This window comes from Seonamhaeicola sp. NFXS20 (assembly GCF_049132085.1).
Classification (GTDB): domain Bacteria; phylum Bacteroidota; class Bacteroidia; order Flavobacteriales; family Flavobacteriaceae; genus Seonamhaeicola.
This window is the reverse complement of sequence record NZ_JAFMPU010000001.1, coordinates 351,949-373,359: the sequence shown is the minus strand read 5'-3', so window position 1 is coordinate 373,359 and position 21,411 is coordinate 351,949. Positions and strand designations below refer to the sequence as shown.

The 21,411-nt window shown below is 31.4% G+C and carries 16 protein-coding genes; 10 read left to right on the top strand and 6 right to left on the bottom strand.

Annotation, left to right across the window (positions count from 1 at the left end; all coding sequences use genetic code 11):
* Positions 1–32: 32 nt before the first annotated feature.
* The 3 genes from J1D01_RS01715 to J1D01_RS01705 are packed head-to-tail and all read left to right on the top strand — an operon-like array spanning position 33 to position 3,910.
* Complete coding sequence (locus tag J1D01_RS01715; protein ID WP_372935159.1) at positions 33–1,829, top strand: chloride channel protein; 1,797 nt, start codon at positions 33–35, stop codon at positions 1,827–1,829.
* 44 nt (positions 1,830–1,873) lie between these two features.
* Positions 1,874–3,661, top strand: coding sequence for a chloride channel protein (locus tag J1D01_RS01710; protein WP_372935157.1), 1,788 nt, complete (start codon positions 1,874–1,876; stop codon positions 3,659–3,661).
* Between the two features lie 12 nt (positions 3,662–3,673).
* On the top strand, positions 3,674–3,910 hold the full coding sequence (locus J1D01_RS01705; RefSeq protein WP_372935155.1) for a hypothetical protein: 237 nt from the start codon (positions 3,674–3,676) through the stop codon (positions 3,908–3,910).
* Here the strand turns inward: J1D01_RS01705 and J1D01_RS01700 are convergent.
* Complete coding sequence (locus tag J1D01_RS01700; protein WP_421149609.1) at positions 3,907–4,356, bottom strand: nucleoside deaminase; 450 nt, start codon at positions 4,354–4,356, stop codon at positions 3,907–3,909. The genes J1D01_RS01705 and J1D01_RS01700 overlap by 4 nt on opposite strands.
* A gap of 39 nt (positions 4,357–4,395) precedes the next feature.
* Between J1D01_RS01700 and dxs the strand changes: the two genes are divergently transcribed.
* Positions 4,396–6,153, top strand: a complete 1,758-nt coding sequence (dxs, locus tag J1D01_RS01695; RefSeq protein WP_421149608.1) for a 1-deoxy-D-xylulose-5-phosphate synthase — start codon at positions 4,396–4,398, stop codon at positions 6,151–6,153.
* Positions 6,154–6,180: 27 nt separating this feature from the next.
* Here the strand turns inward: dxs and dgt are convergent, their stop codons facing one another.
* Positions 6,181–7,503, bottom strand: coding sequence for a dGTP triphosphohydrolase (gene dgt / locus J1D01_RS01690; protein ID WP_421149607.1), 1,323 nt, complete (start codon positions 7,501–7,503; stop codon positions 6,181–6,183).
* A 164-nt stretch (positions 7,504–7,667) separates the two neighbouring features.
* Here dgt and J1D01_RS01685 point away from each other — a divergent pair, with 164 nt between their 5' ends.
* The 3 genes from J1D01_RS01685 (at position 7,668) to J1D01_RS01675 (ending at position 12,564) form a co-directional block, all read left to right on the top strand.
* Positions 7,668–8,033: a carboxypeptidase-like regulatory domain-containing protein gene (locus tag J1D01_RS01685; protein WP_421149606.1), complete on the top strand. Its 366-nt coding sequence runs from the start codon at positions 7,668–7,670 to the stop codon at positions 8,031–8,033.
* A gap of 276 nt (positions 8,034–8,309) precedes the next feature.
* The gene (locus J1D01_RS01680; protein ID WP_421149605.1) at positions 8,310–9,608 is read left to right on the top strand and encodes a hypothetical protein; all 1,299 of its coding nucleotides are present in this window, start codon (positions 8,310–8,312) and stop codon (positions 9,606–9,608) included.
* Positions 9,609–9,675: 67 nt separating this feature from the next.
* Entirely contained in the window at positions 9,676–12,564 is a 2,889-nt protein-coding gene (locus tag J1D01_RS01675) for a TonB-dependent receptor (protein WP_372935143.1), read from the top strand.
* Between the two features lie 72 nt (positions 12,565–12,636).
* Here J1D01_RS01675 and J1D01_RS01670 read toward each other — a convergent pair whose 3' ends face one another.
* Positions 12,637–12,987 carry a toxin-antitoxin system YwqK family antitoxin gene (locus tag J1D01_RS01670; RefSeq protein ID WP_076698568.1) on the bottom strand — a complete coding sequence of 117 codons (351 nt, stop codon included), beginning with the start codon at positions 12,985–12,987 and terminating at the stop codon, positions 12,637–12,639.
* Positions 12,988–13,274: 287 nt separating this feature from the next.
* Here J1D01_RS01670 and J1D01_RS01665 point away from each other — a divergent pair, with 287 nt between their 5' ends.
* Both J1D01_RS01665 and J1D01_RS01660 read left to right on the top strand, forming a co-directional pair.
* Positions 13,275–15,578 (top strand): inorganic phosphate transporter, encoded by a 2,304-nt coding sequence (locus tag J1D01_RS01665; protein ID WP_372935141.1) that lies wholly within the window; start codon positions 13,275–13,277, stop codon positions 15,576–15,578.
* 63 nt (positions 15,579–15,641) lie between these two features.
* Entirely contained in the window at positions 15,642–16,520 is an 879-nt protein-coding gene (locus J1D01_RS01660) for an OmpA family protein (RefSeq protein WP_372935139.1), read from the top strand.
* Between the two features lie 113 nt (positions 16,521–16,633).
* On the opposite strand, the gene J1D01_RS01655 is transcribed toward J1D01_RS01660, so the two are convergent.
* The 3 genes from J1D01_RS01655 to J1D01_RS01645 form a co-directional block, all read right to left on the bottom strand.
* Entirely contained in the window at positions 16,634–18,424 is a 1,791-nt protein-coding gene (locus J1D01_RS01655; RefSeq protein WP_421149604.1) for a ribonucleoside-diphosphate reductase subunit alpha, read from the bottom strand.
* A gap of 3 nt (positions 18,425–18,427) precedes the next feature.
* Positions 18,428–19,702 (bottom strand): ribonucleotide-diphosphate reductase subunit beta, encoded by a 1,275-nt coding sequence (locus tag J1D01_RS01650; protein ID WP_372935135.1) that lies wholly within the window; start codon positions 19,700–19,702, stop codon positions 18,428–18,430.
* Between the two features lie 474 nt (positions 19,703–20,176).
* Positions 20,177–20,740: a DUF3109 family protein gene (locus J1D01_RS01645; protein WP_372935133.1), complete on the bottom strand. Its 564-nt coding sequence runs from the start codon at positions 20,738–20,740 to the stop codon at positions 20,177–20,179.
* Positions 20,741–20,829: 89 nt separating this feature from the next.
* Here J1D01_RS01645 and J1D01_RS01640 point away from each other — a divergent pair, with 89 nt between their 5' ends.
* Positions 20,830–21,411: a MarC family protein gene (locus tag J1D01_RS01640; protein ID WP_076698576.1), complete on the top strand. Its 582-nt coding sequence runs from the start codon at positions 20,830–20,832 to the stop codon at positions 21,409–21,411.

The window sequence follows — 21,411 nt, the reverse complement described above, 5'->3', positions numbered from 1 at the left end:
GCTTTTAGCGGGATTTTTTAATAATAAGGGTTATGCCAAAGGAAACAATTTTAAAGCGACTATTAATTTGGAGAGCTAAACACATTTCTAACAAACAGTTTGTTTTTATTCTTAGTATACTTATTGGTTTTACAGCTGGTTTAGGTGCTGTTGTTTTAAAAAACTTAACTCATTTTTTTCAACATTTACTTGAAACCAAATTTATAACCTATTATCATCATGCCTTTTATTTTGTATTTCCTGTTATAGGTCTTACTCTGGTTTATTTTATTATGAAATATATCATAAGACAAAAAGTAAGTCATGGTATACCTTCAACTTTATATGCTATTTCAAAACGAAAAGGTATTATGAAGCGGTTTCAAATGTACGGTTCCATTTTAACGGCTCCTTTAACGGTTGGGTTTGGTGGCTCTGTAGGATTAGAAGGCCCTACAGTTGCAACTGGTGCTGCATTAGGCTCAAACATAGCTAGAATGTTTCACATGAACCAAACCACAAGAAATTTGCTTATTGGTTGTGCTGCCGCTGGTGCTATGAGTTCTATTTTTAAAGCTCCTATTGCTGCTCTAGTTTTTGCTATTGAAGTTTTTAGTTTAGACCTTACATTTGCGTCATTACTTCCTTTACTTTTCGCTTCAATTTCAGCTATATTAACTTCTCACTTTTTCTTTGGAAATGATAATTTATTACCTTTTAGAATTGAAGATAAATTTTACCTTTCTGATGCTTTATTTTATATAGTTTTAGGTGTTGTAGCTGCTTTTGTTTCTATATATTTTACCAATGTTTACGATAAAATTCACCATTTTTTTGAAAAACTCTCTTCACCAATCAAACGATTATTGGTTGGTAGTTTAGGTATAGGACTACTAGTTTTTTTAATGCCCCCTTTATATGGTGAAGGCTTTGATTTAATTAATAGTCTTATAGCAGGACATCCTGAACTCTCTCTTAAAAACAACTTATTCAACCTTGATTTAAATAATGTTTGGAGTATAATTATTCTATTAATTGGCCTCATGTTCTTTAAAATTATAGCCAGTTGTTTTACTTTTGGAGCAGGAGGAGTTGGTGGTATTTTTGCTCCTGTACTGTTTATGGGGAGCATTATGGGTAATTGTTTTGCCAAAATTATAAATAATTGTGGTTTGTTTAATACTTCCATTTCAGAAAGTAACTTCACTCTAGTAGGTATGGCAGGTTTATTAGCTGGTGTTTTACATGCTCCCTTAACGGCTATTTTTTTAATTGCAGAACTTACTGGAGGTTATGAACTTTTTATTCCTTTAATGCTTACCGCCAGTATTTCATTCGCTATTACAAAATACTACAAACCACATTCTGTTTATAATATGGAACTTGGTAGAAGAGGTGAGTTAATAACTCATGATAAAGACCATGCTGTACTAACATTAATGAACATAGATAAGGTTATTGAAAGAAATTTTATTGTTGTAAATCCCGAAATGACTTTAGAGCAAATAATACAAAATGCTGTTATAAAATCTAATAGAAACATTTATCCTGTTGTTAAAAAAGATTCAAAAAGATTAAAGGGCATTATTTTACTAGATGATTTAAGACCAATAATGTTTGATCAATCACTATACAAAAGAATTTTAGCAAGCGACCTCATGCACAAACCACCAGAGGTTATAAATTTAGACAAAGATAAAATGGTTGATATTATGCAAAAATTTCAAGATAGTAGTGCTTGGAATTTACCTGTTACCAAAAACGAAGGAACTTACTATGGTTTTATATCAAAATCAAAATTACTTACATCTTATAGACGTCAATTAATCACACTTCAAGGAAATTCTTAATCCTAAAAGATTTTCCACTAATAATTTACTATTTTTAGCATATTATGCCTGAAAACTCTAAAAAGCTATTACGTAAGTTTTTAATCTGGAAATACAAACACCTTTCAGAACAGCAGTTTATTTATATATTAAGCATCTTAGTAGGCATATTAGCAGGAACTGGTACTGTTGTACTTAAAAACCTTACTCATTTTATCCGTTCATTATTAGAATTAAATTTTTTAAAAAATTATCAAAATACCCTTTATTTTATTTTCCCCATAATTGGTTTAGCTTTAGTTTATGTTATAAAGCAAACTTGGTTAAAAAAACATATAGGTCATGGTATTTCTACAACGCTTTATGGGCTATCTAAACTTAACGGCATTCTTCCTAGATATAATATTTACGCAGCTTTAATAACGGCACCATTAACAGCTGGTTTTGGTGGATCTGTAGGACTACAGGGGCCTGCAGTTAGTGTTGGTTCTGCCTTAGGCTCAAACACTGCTCAACTATTCCATATGAATACCAAAGCACGTTTACTTTTAATTGGTTGTGCCTCTGCTGGAGCCATGGCTTCTATGTTTAAAGCGCCAATTGCTGCTATTATTTTTGCTGTTGAAATTTTTAGTTTAGACATTGCTTTTACCTCTTTAGTCCCTTTACTTTTAGCATCAGTTTCTGCTGTTATAACATCTTATATGTTTCTTGGTACCGATGTTCTTCTACATGTTGATTTAGAAGATAGTTTTAAATTTAACAACCTACCTATATATATTGCTTTAGGTATTGTAACAGCTATTGCCTCTGTATATTTTTCTAAAGTATTTTTTTCTATTACTAACTTTTTTAAACAATTTGAAAGTAGAGCATTACGCTTATTAATTGGAGGCGTTGCTATTGGAACCATGCTATATTTTATCCCTCCGCTTTATGGTGAGGGTTATAATCTTATGAATAACCTATTAAAAGGAGACCACCTTGCTGCTATAGGTAAAACCCCCTTAAATTTAGATTTAAACAACATTTGGATTGTTATTACGCTACTTATAGGTATTGCTATTTTTAAAGCCGTTGCCATGACCACAACATTTGGCGCTGGTGGCGTGGGAGGCATATTTATACCTACACTAATAATGGGAAGTGTTTTAGGTAATGCTTTTGCTAAAATTGTTAACAATATAGGTATGAATTTTTCTGTACCCGAAGCTAATTTCACTCTTTTAGGTATGACAGGGCTTATGGCTGGAGTTTTACATGCTCCACTAACTGCCATATTCCTTATTGCTGAAATAACAAGCGGGCACGAACTTTTTGTACCCCTTATGATTGTTGCCGCCATATCATTTGCCATAACTAAATTTTATGTTTCACACTCTATATACACAATGAAATTGGCAGAACGAGGAGAATTAATGACACATGACAAAGACCAAAATGTGCTTATGGTTCTAGATATTAAAAAAGTAATTGAAACAAATTTTATTACTCTTAAACCAGAAATGACATTAGGCCAAATTCTAAACGAAGCTGTAGCTAAATCATCCAGAAATCATTTTCCTGTAATTAATAATAAACATGAATTTTTAGGTGTTATTAGACTAGATGATATTAGGCACATGATGTTTAAAGCAGACCTTTATGACAAAGTAAGTGTTGCAGACCTCATGCATGCCGATGCCGACATTATTGATTATGATGCCGACTCAATGAACGATATCATGGAGAAATTTAAAGTTACAGGCGCTTGGAATTTACCCGTAGTAAAACAAGGCAAATACTATGGATATATTTCAAAATCAAAATTATTAACCGCTTATAGACGTCAACTTATAAAATTTACTAAATAATAAAACAATTACATGAAGTATCTCATTGCCATATTAGTAATTGCCGTTTTTACAAGTATTATTTTAGGGTTTACCCTAAATGTTAATTATTCTGAAAAACTTATAGGTTTTGGAGTAGCTGGTTTATTTTTAGTAGTGTTCCCGTTATTTTCTTATTATCGTTGGAAAGGCAAAGACTTAAAAGATTACATGCTTACTAAAGAGAATTTAGATAAAATGAGAGAATCTCAAAAAGAAAAGAAAAATTAGTTCAAATTTCGTTTCATTATAAAAAAACGTTTTAACAAATCACTAGCTTCGTTTGCTAATACACCTCCTTCTATGATTGTTTTGGGGTGTAGTTTTGTTTTCAAATTAATGTACCCTCGTTCTAAATCTCTAGCGCCATAAACAATCTTAGAAATCTGGCTCCAATACAAAGCACCAGCACACATTTGGCAAGGCTCTAAAGTAACATACAATGTACATTTTTTAAGATACTTACCTCCTGAAAAATTGGCTGCAGCTGTAATAGCTTGCATTTCGGCATGGGCAGTAACATCATTTAATGTTTCGGTTAAATTATGCCCTCTAGCAATAATTTTACCATCAATTACTATAACTGCTCCAACAGGTATTTCGCCTTTATTAAAAGCTATTTCTGCTTCTTGTAAAGCTTTCCGCATAAAGTAATTATCATCAAAAGGTTGTATCATAATAGCAAAAATACAATTTCATTCTTGTACTTTTGTTCTGTGCCAAAAGAGTTATTAAAATATATTAATTCACCTAAAGATTTACGTTCTTTAAAACAAGACGAATTACCTTGGCTTGCTAAAGAGTTGCGGCAATTTATAATCAATATTGTGGCTACTAAAGAAGGCCATTTAGGTGCTAGTCTAGGTGTTGTTGAGTTAACCATTGCACTACACTATGTATTTAACACACCTGAAGATTTATTGGTTTGGGATGTTGGTCACCAAGCTTATGGACATAAAATTTTAACAGGACGTAAAAACATTTTTAACACCAATAGACAATTAGGAGGTATAAGCGGCTTCCCTAAACGAGATGAAAGTGAGTATGATACTTTTGGTGTAGGGCATTCTTCTACTTCTATTTCTGCCGCCTTAGGAATGGCAATTGCTTCAAAACTTAAAGGAGAAAATAAACATCATATTGCTGTTATAGGTGATGCCTCTATTGCTAGCGGAATGGCTTTTGAAGCTTTAAATCACGCGGGTGTTACAGATGCTAACTTATTAGTTATTTTAAATGATAATGCCATAGGTATAGACCCAAGTGTTGGGGCACTTAAGCAATATTTAACCAATGTAAAAAAAGGAACTCAAAAAAGAAATAATATCATTAAAGCACTTAATTTTGATTATTCTGGACCTATAGACGGTCATGATATTAATAAAATTATTTCTGAATTAGAACGGTTAAAAAATGTAAATGGCCCTAAATTATTACATATAATTACCACCAAAGGGAAGGGATTAAAACAAGCTGAAATAGACCAAGTAAAATACCATGCTCCTGGTAAATTTAATGCAACTACTGGTGAAGTTATTATTAAATCTGACACCAAAGAACCTCCAAAATATCAAGATGTTTTTGGGCATACCCTTGTTGAATTAGCCCAAAAGAACAAAAAAATAATTGGCATAACCCCTGCAATGCCCACAGGAAGTTCTCTTAAATATATGATGCAACAAATACCAGAACGCGCTTTTGATGTAGGCATAGCAGAACAACATGCTGTAACACTTGCCGCAGGTATGGCAACGCAAGGACTTACTCCGTTTTGTAATATATACTCTACATTTTTACAGCGTGCTTATGACCAAGTTATTCATGATGTAGCTTTACAAAGTTTACCAGTTATTTTTTGTTTAGACCGTGCTGGTTTAGTAGGAGAAGATGGGGCTACGCATCATGGTGTTTTTGATTTAGCCTACTTAAGGTGTATTCCTAACCTCATCATTTTTGCTCCAAGAAATGAAATAGAGTTACGCAATATAATGTATACTGCTCAATTAAAGTTAAAACAACCCATTGCTATAAGATATCCTAGGGGGCGTGGTGTAACTATTAATTGGAAGCAACCTTTTGAAAAAATTGAAATTGGAAAAGGAATACAACTTAAAAACGGTTATAACTTAGCTATATTAAGCATTGGTACCATTGCTAAAAATATTACTGAAGCTATTACAGATTTAAATGTATCTCATTATGATATGCGTTTTCTTAAACCTTTAGATGAAACATTGCTTCATGAAATTTTTAAAACATACAAAACGATTATTACAGTTGAAGATGGCACTGTAAAAGGAGGCTTTGGAAGCGCTATTTTAGAATTTGCTTCAGAAAATAATTATAAAAATATAATAAAAACTCTTGGTGTTCCTGATAATTTTGTGGAACACGGTACAGTTAATGAACTCCAAAATTTACTTGGTTTAGATGCTGCTAGTTTGAAAATATTATTCAAAAAAAATTTACTATAAGTACACAAAACAAGTTGCAATACAATACTAAAACGTTACCCCTTCAATAGTCTTAAAATTCAATATAGCTTTACTATCAGATAGTAATGAAATGTAATGACAGACAGCTAATAATCTATCATACAAATTCTCTTGAGAAAAATTGATGGTTTTTGGTAATCGTTTTAAAATAAGCTTATCATAATTTGAAGCCGTTCCGTTAAAACTATTGTTTACAGCTTTAGTGTAAATACTAAGTAACTTATTAATTATTTGATAACCCGATATTTCTTTATCTATAACCTCTTCAGATTGATAAATGTTTTCTACACTAATTCTTATAATATCCTTTATTTGTGCATCGTATTTACTTTTATCTAACAAAGCACAATCAAAGTTTCCTTTTAAAATTTCCTCCTCATATCTCATAAAAATATTGGCAGCTTCATCAATAAGGGTGCCTATTGCTAGCGCTCTTAAATAACTTACTCTATCTTCTTTATTAGTTAAAGCGTAATAAGTATCTGTTTTAATGGTTTCTCTTACTAGATTAATTAAATATTCTAAAGCAAATTCTTCTTCAATCAATCCTAGGTTAATACCATCTTCAAAATCTATAATAGTATAGCAAATATCATCTGCTGCTTCTACTAAATATGCTAGCGGATGTCTTGAAAAGCTTATATGTTTCTCATTTCGTTTTAATAAACCTAAGTCTTGAGCTACGTTTTCAAATATTTTTTTTTCAGATTGAAAAAACCCATACTTTTTATCGGCAATATGGTTAGTTGGCTTTTTAGGTAATGATTCCTTTGGATACTTCATAAAAGCCCCTAAGGTTGCATAACTTAAGCGTAACTTATTTTGGGTTATTATCTTAAATCCGTTAGCATTCCCTTCAAAATCACATAAATCTTGATATTCTTTTGGTGTTAATTCGTTTTTATATTTTTTACCTTCACCGTTAATAAAAAACTCTCCAATAGCTTTTTCACCTGAATGTCCAAAGGGAGGGTTCCCAATATCATGTGCTAAAGCTGCGGCGGCTACAATGGCACCAAAATCATTAGCTTGATACCCATAAACATTTCTTAAATGCGGGTACTTTTCAAGAATTTTTTGCCCTACCTTTCTACCTAAAGAGCGCCCAACTACACTAACCTCTAAACTATGCGTTAATCTTGTATGAACAAAATCTGTTTGCGAAAGTGGAATAACCTGCGTTTTATCTTGAAGGCTTCTAAACTCTGATGAAAAAATAACCCTATCATAATCTACTTCAAAACCTAATCGTGTTTCGTCTTGTTCTTTTCTTATGCGTTTATTAGTGTCGCCATAGCGTTTTAATGACAATAATTGCTCCCAGTTCATGTGTTTTATTTAAGAACAAGCAAGATAAATAAATTCAGTAAAAATAAATTCTAAAATCTCTTAACATTAAGCTAACCTAAAATTGAAACACCAATAACAATTACATAACATTAAAAATTTAATAAAATCGGTTATTTGCAACTTACAAACCCATAAGCTTAAAAATGAAACAATTAGCAATTTTATTTTTTATTTTGTTTGCAACAAGCGCTATTGCCCAAGATACAGGGTTAATTGTTGGTAAAATTTTAGATAAAGAAATGGATAACACACCTTTACCATTTGCTAATGTTTCTATTAAAGGCACTTCAAATAGTGTAACTTCTGATATTTCTGGAATGTTTCTTTTTGAAAACCTTAAAAATGGTGATTATACCTTGGTTTGTAATTTTGCTGGTTACGAAACTAAAGAAATTAAAGTACATGTAGATTCTTATCAACCAGCCGAAATTAAACTTTCCTTAGAAGCTTTTTCTTTACCAATAACAGAAGTAGCTTCAGCCCAAAATATTGACAAAAAAGAAATTTAGTAATAATACTTCTTTTGTTTTTTTATCTAGTTAACTTCAATAAACTTTTTTAGTTTTAAAAGCACTCACTTTATATTTTTCTGCAACAAAGGTAAATTATCTTGTTTTTTAATGTTAAGAAATTGTTGCTTGTTTATTTAAAAAAACACTTTTCTCATAACATTATAATAACCCTTTTATCACTGTTCTTTAACTTGTTGGTAACACCATGTTCATATTACGTGCATTTCTTTGCACCATAAAATTGAACAAAAAAATTATCTAAAATTTAAACTCATGAAAAAAATAATTTTAACTCTTTTAATTGCATCTACTTTAGTATTTACAGGATGTTTACAAGATGATGACACGCCTATAATTGTTGAGGAAACTACAAACAACTATTATAATGATGGCAATAGTGATGGAGACGAAGATTACGAAACAATTATAAAAGCAGGTGGTATAGCTTTAGATGAAACTTGGACATCTGATAATATTTATGTGTTAGATAGAAAAGTAGTAGTACAAGAAGGTGTTACTTTAACCATAGAAGCTGGTACAATTATTAAAGGTAGAGCGGGTACAGGTTCTTTATCTTCTGCTTTAATTGTTGCTAGAGGTGCTAAAATTATTGCTGTGGGTACTGCTGACGCTCCAATTATTTTTACTTCTGAGAGCGATAATATAGAGCCAGGACAAACTGCAGGAACTAACTTAACTTCTGCTAACAAAGGTCTTTGGGGTGGACTTATTATGTTAGGTAAAGCTACAATCTCTGTTTCTGGAGATACTGGTCTTGCTAACATAGAGGGTATTGCTGCAGATGATACATTTGGTCTTTATGGTGTAGATTTAGCTAACGGTGAAACTTTTGACGATGAAGATAGTTCTGGTACTTTACAATACGTTTCTATCCGCCACGGTGGTGCTTTATTAGGTGAAGGAAATGAAATTAACGGATTAACATTAGGTGGTGTTGGTAGAGGTACTACAATTGATAATGTTGAAGTTGTTGCTAACGTTGATGATGGTGTTGAGTTCTTTGGTGGAACTGTAAACGCTTCTAACTTATTAGTTTGGGCTCAAGGTGATGATGCTTTAGATATTGACCAAGCTTACTCTGGAACCATTACTAATGCTGTTGTTGTTTTAGGTGATGATTCAGACCACGGTTTAGAAATTGACGGTCCAGAAGGTTCTATTGATGGTGAATTTACTATCAATGATTTAACAATGATTGGTAATACTACAACTGCTAACGGTGAATATGCAGATTTTAGAAGTAACGCTCAAGGACACGTAAATAGTGTATATGCTTACGGATTTAAAGATTCTTCAGATGTTGAGTTAGATAACGATGGTGTTGCTACCAACTGGAATGATGGTTTAATTACTTTAGGAACTTGGGAAATTGTATTGCCAAGTGGTGTTACAGATGTAACTAGCATTTTTGCTAACAAAGCAGAAAATGTTACAGTTACAGGTTTTGGAGATACTGCTACTGCTGTAACTCAAGGAAGTCAAACTGTTGGAGCTACTACTTCTGCTCTTAGCTGGACTTACGCTAATACAGCTGGAAGTTTAGGCTTCTAATCAAACTATTTTTAACAAATAAGTAACTACTGCTCACTAGGTGGGCAGTAGTATATAAATCACATTTATGAAAAATTATTTAATAGTTCTTATTCTATTTGCAATAGGATTATTTGATGTTGCCAACGCACAATCCGGAGTTTTAACCGGAAATATTATTGATGGCGACTACAATAATGAACCGCTTGCATTTGCTAACGTACTAGTTAAAGGAACTACAACAGGTACCACTTCAGATTTTGAAGGGAAATATCAACTAGATTTAGAAGCCGGTACTTATACAATTCTTTTCTCTTTTGTTGGTTATGAAACTAAAGAAATTGCCGATGTAGTTATAAAAGCTGGACAAGAAACTTTCTTAGATGTTACACTAGCATCAAATTCTTTAGAAACAGTAGTTATTACTCAATCTATCAAAAGAAATACAGAAAGTTCTGCATTAGCGCTTCAGAAAAAATCAGTTACACTATTAGATGCTTTATCTGCACAAAGTATTAAAAAAACTGGTGCAGGTGATGCTGCAAGTGCCGTAAGAAGTGTTCCTGGAGTTTCTGTTCAAGGCGGAAAATATGTATACGTTAGAGGTCTGGGAGACAGATATTCTAAATCTATTTTAAATGGTGTTGATATTCCTGGTTTAGACCCCGATAGAAACACAGTTCAAATGGACGTGTTTCCTACAAACATTATTGATAATATTGTAGTAGTTAAATCTGCTGCTGCAGAACACCCTGCCGATTTTACTGGAGGTATTGTAGATATTATTACAAAAGATTTCCCTACAAAAGCAGAATATTCTATATCAGTAGGAGCTGCTTACAACCCAGACATGCATTTTAATGACAATGCTTTAGAATATGAAGGAAGCGATACCGATATTTTTGGTTTTGATGATGGTACAAGAAGTTTACCAATTAATCGTTACCAACCAATTCCTGGTACTTTTGAAGATAAAATCTTATTAACATCTTTAACGAGTCGTTTTGAAAAACAACTAAAAGCCACTAACTTCACTAACGGTGCTAACTTTAATTTTGGTTTTACTTTAGGTAACCAATATGCACTTGAAAATAGTGACAAAATTGGTTATCAAGTAGCCGTTTCGTACAAAAACGATGTAACTTTCTATGAAAATAGAATTGATGGTCGTTATACTAGACGTGTTACTTCTGGTTCTAGCGATATTTATGAGTTAGATGCTAGTAGAACAAGTTCAGGATCAGAAAGCATAAATTCTGTATTATTAAGTGCTTTAGGAGGAATTACTTATAAAACAGATCGTTCTAAGTTTAAAATAAATTTATTACATATACAAAACGGTGAATCTACCTCTAACTTTTTATCTCAACAAGTAAATACTAGTGGTGGGGTTGGTTCTTTTGAGCCTATTGTAAAAGATGGTTTGTTATACACCCAACGCTCTATAACTAATTTATTAGTTGCTGGGTCTCATGCTTTTGGTGCTGATAGTGAGTGGAATTTTGATTGGAAATTATCACCAACATTTACTGGAGTTTACGATAAAGATCACAGAATTACACCTTTACAAGTTAGTGATGATGGCGATTATTTTATCTCTCCAAGTTCTTCTAGTTATCCATTACAATTATGGAGAAGCTTAACTGAAGAAAACTGGTCTGGAAAAGCCGATTTTAGTAAAAAAGCTACTATCCTTAACAGACCTGCTAAATTAAAATTTGGTGGAGCACATACCTATAAATTTAGAGATTTTAGTGTAGATCAGTACTCTTTCACCTCTACCAATGTTATTATTCCAGATGGTGATACTAACTTATTATTACAGCCAGAAAATATTTGGACTCCAGATACTGATGAAGGTACTTACTTAACCATAGAAAATGCCTTTGAACCTTCTAATGCTTATGAAGGTGAACAACAAGTGAGTGCTACCTATTTTTCTGCTGAATTTAATTTATCTGAAAAATTAAAAACAGTATTAGGTATTCGTGCAGAAAATTATGTTCAATACTATACAGGTGAGGAAAACGATGGTACAGCCTACGTAAGAGAAAAAATTATTGAAAACTTTGACGTGTTCCCATCAGCTAATTTAATTTATGCACTATCTGATGAATCTAATTTAAGAGCATCTTATTCTAGAACTACAGCAAGACCTTCTTTTAAAGAAGCTTCTAGTGCTCAAATTTATGATCCTGTAACTAACGATACCTTTTTAGGTAATGCCTTTGGTAAGTTTGACTCCAGTGGAGCTATTATTTATGATCCTATTAGTCCAACTTATATCAACAACTTCGATTTAAGATATGAAATCTTTAAAGAAGAAGGCCAAATGATTGCGCTTAGTGGTTTTTACAAATCATTTAAAGACCCTATAGAAATTGTATTTATGCCAAATACAAGTTCAGCTGCACCTCAATATACGGTAGCTAACTTAGGAGATTCTAAAGTTTACGGAGCAGAGTTTGAGTTTCGTCAAAACTTTGGGTTTTTAAGTGAGTCTTTATCAAATTTAAAGTTTACTGCTAATGCATCTTATACACAATCTGAATTAGAAATGTCTGATTTTGAATACCAATTACGTACAGCAGATGGTGTTATAAAAACTGGTGAAACTGTAGATAGAACACGTGATTTACAAGGTATGGCTCCTTACTTAATAAACGGAGGGTTAGATTATAATTTTGGAGACTCTGGTATAAGAACTGGTGTGTTTTACAACGTACAAGGTAAAACCTTAGAAATAGTTGGTAATGGTTATTTTCCTGATGTTTACACCAAACCTTTCCATAGTTTAAACTTTACATCTAATTTTACTTTTGGTAAGAATAAAAACTCTTCAATTGATTTTAAAGTGAAGAATATTTTAGGTGATGAAAGAGAAAGCGTGTTTGAATCTTTTAAAGCACAAGATCAAATATTTTCTTTAAGACAACCAGGAACAGAATTTTCACTTGGTTACTCACTTAAATTTTAATGAGTTTAGATATATAAAAAAAGCTCCCAATTGGGAGCTTTTTTTATTCAATTAATTCTACTGTTCTACTCATTAAAGAGCTTCTGCCTTACTAGTTGTTGCAACGTTTGTAATTTTAGAGTCTACATAATTTACCTCATTTACAACACCGTTAGCATAAAAAAGCCATTTTCCAACCTTTTTGCCATTTTCATAATTTCCAACAGCTAATTTGTTACCTGCTTTATCATAACTTGTCCATGTACCATGAAGTTTTCCGGCTTTATTAAAAGTACCTTTTTGTTGTATACTTCCATCGGCATAAAAGTAAGTTGCCTCTGTTAATTCTTTCTTTTGAACACGTTTTACTTTTGCATTACTTTCTTGAGCAAAAACAGATGTTCCTATAAATAAAACTGCTAATATTAAGATATATTTTTTCATTGTATGTGGGGTTTTAATTAATATTTATATAACAAATATACAATTGATTTTACATATACGCAACATTTACATAACATTAATTTAACATTAAACTTATAAATAGTTGATTTTTAAAACATTATAATATATAAAATTTCTTAACATAAAAAGAACTCAATAAGAGTAGTATAATTGTTTTAAAATTTCATTAGAAATAAATAAAATACAGAAAGAACATAACATTTCCGTAACATTTGGTTGAATTAAAAATAAGACATTTGTTTTCAATATATTTTACCCTTATTTGAATGGACAATCTGTATACTTTTATGATTATCGCTCTTGCTGTTTTAGCAATAGCAGATTTAGTTGTTGGTGTAAGTAATGATGCTGTAAATTTTCTTAATTCAGCAATTGGCTCAAAAGCTGTTTCCTTTAAAACTTTAATGATTGTAGCTAGTATAGGAGTGGCTTTTGGAGCTATGTCTTCTAGCGGAATGATGGAAATTGCTCGTAAAGGTATTTTTGTTCCTGGTGAATTTGTGTTTGATGAAATCATGATTATTTTCATGGCGGTTATGATAACCGATATTCTTCTGCTAGATTTCTTTAATACCTTGGGACTACCAACATCTACAACAGTTTCTATAGTTTTTGAGCTTTTAGGAGCTTCTGTTTCTATGGCTCTTATAAAAATTTCATTAGATGATAACCTGTCTTTATTAGACATTGGTAATTATATTAATAACGAAAAGGCAATAGAAATCATTCTAGGTATCTTGCTGTCCGTTGTAGTAGCTTTTTCTGTAGGTGCTATTATTCAATACGTTTCGCGCCTTTTATTATCATTCAATTTTAACAATAAACCCAAACTTTACGGAGCTATTTTTAGTGGTTTTGCTGTAACTTCAATTATGTACTTTATTTTAATAAAAGGAATAAAGAATGCCACCTTTATGAATGATAGTATTAAAAGTTTAATTTCTGGAAATACCACAATGGTTCTTGCCATAGGTTTTACCCTCTTTACATTAGTTTCATTACTAATTATGACCCTACTTAAAACCAATATTTACAAAATTATTATTGTTGTAGGAACATTTGCTTTAGCTGTTGCCTTTGCAGGAAATGATTTAGTAAACTTTATAGGACCTACAACAGGTGCTTATCAGGCTTATTTAGACTTTGGAAACCCAGAAGTAAACACACTTGGTTTAACAGCCAAAGAATTTACTATGGAAAGTCTTAGCAATAAAATCTATACACCTACTTATATATTGTTGGCAGCAGGTTTAATTATGGTCTTAACCTTATGGTTTTCTAGTAAGGCTAAAGCAGTTGTAAAAACATCGGTAGATTTATCTAGACAAGATGATGTAAAAGAACGTTTTGAACCCAACTTTTTATCTAGAAACATTGTTAGAATGTCTATTGCTGCATCAGAAAATTTTAATAGTCTTATACCTAATAATTTTAAACATTTTATAGCTCAACAATTCAAAGAACCTGTTATTTCTGCCGCCATTAAAAAAGAAGATCTTCCTGCTTTTGACTTAGTTAGAGCAGCTGTTAACCTTATGGTTGCAAGTGTGTTAATTTCTTTAGCCACCTCAATGAAATTACCTTTATCAACTACATATGTTACATTTATGGTAGCTATGGGAACCTCTTTAGCCGATAGAGCTTGGGGTAGCGAAAGTGCCGTGTATAGAGTTGCTGGTGTATTAAACGTTATTGGTGGTTGGTTTTTTACTGCTCTAAGTGCTTTTGTTGCGGCTGCAATAATGGCTTTAATTATATATTATGGCAGAGGCTATGCACTAGTAGCTTTAATTGCTTTTGCTTTAATAGTTTTAGTTAGAAATTATTTAAATCACAGAAAAAAAACAAAAGAATTAAAAGCTGAAGATAGTTTACAAAAAGCCGAAAGCAGTTCTACACAAGGTGTTATTTTAGAAAGTGCAAACAATATTGCAAACGTTGTTAAACGTAGTAATAGAATTTACACCAACGCGGTTAATGGTCTTGCCACTCATAACCTTAAAGTGCTTAAAAAAAATAAAACACAAGTAGGAAAACTAACTGAAGAAATTGAAGATTTAAAAGATAATATATTCTATTTCATTAAAAATTTAGATGAACCAAGTGTTAAAGCTAGTAACTTTTATTTAAGTATTTTAAGATACTTACAAGACATGGCTCAATCTTTAACGTACATCTCAAACACAAGCTTCAAACATGTTAACAATAATCATAAAAAATTAAAATTCAGTCAAATAAAAGAGCTTAAAGAAATTGATGATGCTTTTGAAATATTATTTAATGATACTAGAAGCGCCTTTAAATCTGGCTCTTTTGACGAAATAGGATCTGTACTTAAAAGAAAACATACCCTTTTTAATCTTTTAACTGATAAAATCCAAAAACAAGTAGAACGTACACGCAAAGAGGAATCTAGCCCTAAAAATACCACATTATATTTTGGTGTTTTATTAGAAACTAAAGACTTGTTAACCGCAACTATGAGCCTTTTAGAAGAGTATTACAACTCTCATGATGCAACAGTAATTCCAGCATCTGTTGAAAATGAACACAGCAAAGAAGAAGAATAATTCATAAACTAATAATCTAGATTTATATTCATTACGTAAATGAAGTAAACCTAATTTATTATTATGAAAAAATTTGCAATTTTATTATTAGCTACCTTAACCTTTTCTTGTGTTTCTAAAAAAAAATATTTGGCTTTAGAGCATGAAAATGGTCAGATAAAAAGTGAATTAACAAAAACACGCGTTGAAAAGGAAGATTTAGAAACCAAATTTTCTAAAATTCAAGCTAGAGTTAATGAGTATAACACCAAAATAACTTCTTTAAAAGAAGACGTTAACACACTTACCGAAGAAAACAATGCTAAATTTGAAACTTTAAAAAACGGCACTATAATGTCTAACAACGCCAAAGCTAAAATGCGAGCTACACTAAAAAACGTTGATGCAGACAAACTAAATAAAGCTAAAACGCTTAAAGATTCTATGAATTTAGCAGTAGCTTACAACCTACAACGTGCTATTAATAATAACAATATTAATGAAGATGAAGATATAGCAGTAAATATTGATGAAACAGTGGTTATGATTTCTATCTCAGATAAAATGTTATTTAACAGTGGAAGCTACATAGTAAGCTCTAAAGCAGATAAAATTTTAACCAAATTAGCAGAAGTAATTAATTCTGAACCTAGTTTAGATGTTATGGTTGAAGGCCATACAGATTCTAGAGGTATAAATACTGATAAGATTAAAGACAACTGGGATTTAAGTGTACTTAGAGCTACTTCTGTAGTTAGAAGATTACAAAATAAATTTAATGTAGCTCCAGAGCAATTAATAGCTGCAGGAAGAAGTAGTTACCAACCAATTGCCGATAATAACACTTGGCAAAATAGAGCTAAAAATAGAAGAACACGTATTGTAATTCTTCCTAATATTGATAAGTTTTTTGCTTTAATGGCTGAAAATGAAAATACCTTAGCTGAGAATATTTTAGATTAATTAAATAATCCATTTTCCATAAAAAAGCATCCTAATTTAGGATGCTTTTTTGTTTAAATTTGGGATCCCCCCGTGAGGAGGGAATACCCACTTAAAGAAAATTAATTTCTCTTTTAACCTTCGCAACTAGTACATTCCTTTTTCTGCTTAAATTTTTGAGCTGCGTTCATACTGTGCTGATAGTATAAAGACTTTAGGCCCAATTTCCATGCAGTAACATAAATTTTATTTATGTCTTTAACAGGCATATCTGGGTGCACTATAATATTTACAGATTGTCCTTGATCTATATGATTTTGTCTGTTTGCTGCTTGATAAACAATATTCAATTGGTCTATTTCAGAATAGGTTTTAAACACATCGCGTTCGTGCTCTGTTAAAAACTCTAAATGTTGCACAGAACCATCATGATCTCTAATACTTCTCCAAACTTCTGTTGTATTTTGTCCTTTTTCTTCAAGTAAATTCTCTAAATACGGATTCTTAATAGTGGTTTTAATCTTAGCAATATCTTTTACGTAAATATTAGACCAAATAGGTTCAATACCTTGAGACACTTGCCCTAAAATAAATGCCGATGATGTTGTTGGCGCAATGGCGTTTAAAGTAGCGTTGCGTCTGCCATAGCTTTTCATTACTTCTGGCTCTCCGTACAGTTCTGCTAATTCCTCAGACGCTTTATATGATTTTTCTTTTATTAATTTAAAGATTTCGCTATTTAAATTAAATGCTTCGGTGCTATCAAATGGTAACATTTTAGATTGAAGTAAAGAATGCCATCCTAATGCTCCTAAACCTAAGGCTCTATTTGCTTTTGCAAAATTATAAGCACGCTCCATGAACATAAATGTTTGTCTGTCATCTAAATCATCAGAGTCTCTATAAACTTCTAGTTTTTCAACAAATTCTGTAATTACAGCATCTAAAAAGTAAACCATAGTTTCAACAGCATCTGTGTCTTTCCACTTATCGTAATGCAATAAATTTACAGAGGATAATACACAAACAAACGACCATTTTTCGTTTGATGGTAGCATAATTTCTGTACACAAATTACTAGCCACAATTTTATGGTTATTTTCTTTATATACTTCTGGCGCTTGGTTATTGGCATGATCTTTAAAGAAAATATAAGGATATCCTATTTCTCCCCTACGCTGAATAACTTTAGCCCAAATAGAACGTTTTTCAACATCGCCATCAATCATTTCTTGCATCCATTTATCGGTAACAGAAACACCGTGTGTTAATTCTTGAATAGAATTACCTTCGGTACCTATTTCTAAAAACTCATTAATATCTGGATGTTCTACTGGTAAATATGGTGAAAACCTACCTCTTCTTACAGACCCTTGACTAACAACATCAACCATTTTTTCAAAAAGCTGCATGATATGTACAGCACCCGATGATGACCCATTATTTTTTACTGGTGCACCACGGTGTCTTAAATTTCCAAAATAACCCGATGTTCCGCCGCCTAACTTAGACATCATACCAACTTCAGATTGGGTATAAAGAATATTACCCATATCATCAGAAATGTTAGAGCCAAAACAACTAATTGGTAAGCCTCTCTTTTTTCCAAAATTACTCCATACTGGAGATGCTAATGAGAAAAAGCCTTCAGACATGTAATGGTAAAACTTGTCTGCATACCCATCAATTTTTAAAATTTGTTCTGCTCTTTCTGCAATTTCACGAATTCTACCTTCTGGAGTGGCACCTTCGGTTAAGTATCCTGATGCTAAAAATTTTCGGCTATTTTCAGTTAACCATTTAAATCCTTCAGTTTCGTCAGAATTTTTTAAATTTTTAATTTGCTCTTTTCTAGCATCAATTAATTTCTCGTAGTTAGATTGTTGCTCTGTTGTGTTGTCTTGTAGGTTTGTTTTAATTTTCATATTTTAAAAAAGGTCGTCACTAGTTATACTTTTAGTTCTTTTGCTATAGTTAATGGATCGTTTTACAAAGAAATCACCGTGTTTGGTGCCTATAATTTCATCATCAAACCATTCGGTTTGTGCTAATAATTCTTCATTGATATCAAAAATCTTATCAATACCTATGCTTTCTAATGAGTTATTAAATCTATTTTTTATAAATTCATTTACCACGTCTTTGGGTAAGAAATCTAATTCGCCTTCTTCAAATATCCAGTCAATAATGTCACTTTCTGCTTTAAAGGCTTCTTTACAAATGGTTTGAATTTTTTCGTTATAGTTATCTCCAAACCAATTTGGGTTTTCTTTTTTAATTATTTTAATAACGTCTATACCAAAATCGCCATGAATTTGTTCTTCTTTAGAAGTAGCTTCTACAACATTTGATATGCCTTTTAGCATATTTTTATGCTTATTAAAAGCCATTATTATTAAGAACTGAGAGAATAATGACACGTGCTCTATAAACAAAGAAAACAACAAAATAGACTCTGCGTATTCTTGTATATTTTCACTTTTAGAATTTTTAAGTGCCGTTTCTAAATAATGGACACGACGCATAATTACTGGCTTCTTTTTCAAGGCTTTAAACTCTGCATTTAAACCTAAAATTTCTAATAAATGAGAGTAAGCATCATGATGACGTACTTCGCTTTCAGCAAATGTGGCTCCAACAGACCCTATTTCTGGTTTAGGCATTTTTTGATAAATGTCTCCCCAAAATGTTTTTACCGCCACTTCTATTTGAGAAATAGCCAACATGGTGTTTTTAATAGCCGATTTTTCTACAGGTGTTAATTGTGCTTTAAAATCTTGAATATCACTTGTAAAGTTAAACTCTGTATGAATCCAGTATGAATGTCTAATAGCATTTACATACTCATACAAATCTGGATATTCATAAGGTTTTAAATTAATACGTTTTTCAAAAATATTAGACTGTCTTTTTCGCGCTTGCTCATCTCTGTAAAGAATGTATGCTTTTGCAGCATTGTGAAAGGCACTATCCATTAGCTTATCTTCTACAATATCTTGTACTTGCTCTACGGTAGGAATATACCTTGTATCAACTGCTTTTCGTGCTAAAAGCGATTCAAATACTCTGTCTGAGATTTCTTTAGCATCTTGTCTTGTACCATGGTTTACAGAAAGCATAGCCTTTTCAATGGCATTTGTGATTTTGTCTAAAACGAAAGGGGTTGTTTCATAGTCCCGTTTAATAATATGTGTTATTTCCATGTATTGGTTTTGGTTAAATATTGATGAACAAAATCTAACAGGATAATCCTGAAAATACACCCTAACATTTGATGTATTTTAATTATTTTATTGAAATTATTATCTTACAAATAAAGTTTCAACAAAATTTATTTATGGTTAAATGTATATGGCAATTACCAAATACATCTTTAACAAGTTGATTAACAAGCTAAAAAATTGTGTTTTTCACTCAGAATTGAGTATCACAAAGATTGTAAAATGATTAATATGTTTTTTAGTACCCTAAAAAACCTTTTCAACAAGTTTTTAACAAAAAAATAAAACCTTGAATACTAGAAAGTTTACAAGAAAAAATACCTAATTAATTTATTATCAATTATTTAACTTTTTTAAGAAAACAAAAAGTTTACAAAAAAATAATACAAAATTAACTTACAACCCCTATAAAATAAAGGAATTTTTAAGGTTTGTGAAAGTGTATTTTTTTTAGTGTTAAAAAGATTTAGCAACTTTTTCTAACTCTACGTACCAATCTTCTCCAAATTTTCTTATGAGAGCCTCTTTAACAAACTTGTATATAGGCACGCCTAATTCTTCTCCCAACTCACAAGCGTCATCACAAATTTGCCATTTGTGATAATTTACTGCTGAAAATTCTGAGTAATTTGCTACTCTTATGGGATATAAATGGCAAGAAACTGGCTTTTTCCAGGAAATCTCACCTTGATTATAAGCTTCTTCAATACCACAAAGCGCCACATCATTTTCATCAAAAATAACATAAGCACAATCTGCATTATTTATTAATGGCGTTTCTAATTCACCATCTTCTGTAGTAATATAAGCTCCTTGGCGCTCAATAGCATCTATCCCTTCTTTTCTTAAAAAGGGTTTTACTTTAGGATAAATATCTTCTAGAATTTGTGTTTCATCTTTATCAAGCGGTGCTCCGGCATCACCATCTATACAACAAGCCCCTTTGCATGCCGATAAATTACACACAAAATCTTTTTTTAAAATATCTTCTGAAACGATTGTTTTTCCTAACTGAAACATGCAACAAAAATAGAGAAACTTTACATTTAATTTAACATTAAAATATAGTATTAAATACCGACCTTTGCGCAAAATTTAAAAAAAATGACATGGAACTAATATTAAAAGAAATATTTACAGCATTTATGGTATTATTTGCTGTTATAGATATTATTGGTAACATTCCTATTATTATAGATTTACGCAAAAAAGCAGGACATATTCAAAGTGAAAAAGCTTCTTTAATAGCTGGAGGTATCATGATTCTATTCTTATTTTTAGGAAAAAGTATTCTAAACCTTATTGGTATAGATGTTCACTCTTTTGCAATTGCTGGCGCCTTTATATTATTTTTTATAGCCTTAGAAATGATTCTTGGCATTACCCTTTATAAAGAAGAAGAGAATAATGTTATGACAGCCTCTATATTTCCGTTAGCATTTCCGTTAATTGCTGGCCCAGGTAGTTTAACTACATTACTATCTTTAAGAGCTGAATTTAGGGTTGAAAATATTATTATAGCCATAATTTTAAATGTGATTCTTATCTTTATAGTTTTAAAGACATCAAAATCAATTGAGCGTTTTTTAGGGCAAAATGGTATTAGTATAATTAGAAAAATTTTTGGTGTTGTACTTTTAGCTATTGCCGTAAAGCTTTTTGCCGAAAATATTAAAATTTTATTCAACTAA

Coding starts and splice junctions, on each gene's coding strand:
- J1D01_RS01715 (WP_372935159.1), top strand. CDS start 33: ATGCCAAAGGAAACAATTTTAAAGCGACTATTAATTTGGAGAGCTAAA.
- J1D01_RS01710 (WP_372935157.1), top strand. CDS start 1,874: ATGCCTGAAAACTCTAAAAAGCTATTACGTAAGTTTTTAATCTGGAAA.
- J1D01_RS01705 (WP_372935155.1), top strand. CDS start 3,674: ATGAAGTATCTCATTGCCATATTAGTAATTGCCGTTTTTACAAGTATT.
- J1D01_RS01700 (WP_421149609.1), bottom strand. CDS start 4,356: ATGATACAACCTTTTGATGATAATTACTTTATGCGGAAAGCTTTACAA.
- dgt (WP_421149607.1), bottom strand. CDS start 7,503: ATGAACTGGGAGCAATTATTGTCATTAAAACGCTATGGCGACACTAAT.
- J1D01_RS01685 (WP_421149606.1), top strand. CDS start 7,668: ATGAAACAATTAGCAATTTTATTTTTTATTTTGTTTGCAACAAGCGCT.
- J1D01_RS01680 (WP_421149605.1), top strand. CDS start 8,310: ATGAAAAAAATAATTTTAACTCTTTTAATTGCATCTACTTTAGTATTT.
- J1D01_RS01675 (WP_372935143.1), top strand. CDS start 9,676: ATGAAAAATTATTTAATAGTTCTTATTCTATTTGCAATAGGATTATTT.
- J1D01_RS01670 (WP_076698568.1), bottom strand. CDS start 12,987: ATGAAAAAATATATCTTAATATTAGCAGTTTTATTTATAGGAACATCT.
- J1D01_RS01665 (WP_372935141.1), top strand. CDS start 13,275: ATGGACAATCTGTATACTTTTATGATTATCGCTCTTGCTGTTTTAGCA.
- J1D01_RS01660 (WP_372935139.1), top strand. CDS start 15,642: ATGAAAAAATTTGCAATTTTATTATTAGCTACCTTAACCTTTTCTTGT.
- J1D01_RS01655 (WP_421149604.1), bottom strand. CDS start 18,424: ATGAAAATTAAAACAAACCTACAAGACAACACAACAGAGCAACAATCT.
- J1D01_RS01650 (WP_372935135.1), bottom strand. CDS start 19,702: ATGGAAATAACACATATTATTAAACGGGACTATGAAACAACCCCTTTC.
- J1D01_RS01645 (WP_372935133.1), bottom strand. CDS start 20,740: ATGTTTCAGTTAGGAAAAACAATCGTTTCAGAAGATATTTTAAAAAAA.
- J1D01_RS01640 (WP_076698576.1), top strand. CDS start 20,830: ATGGAACTAATATTAAAAGAAATATTTACAGCATTTATGGTATTATTT.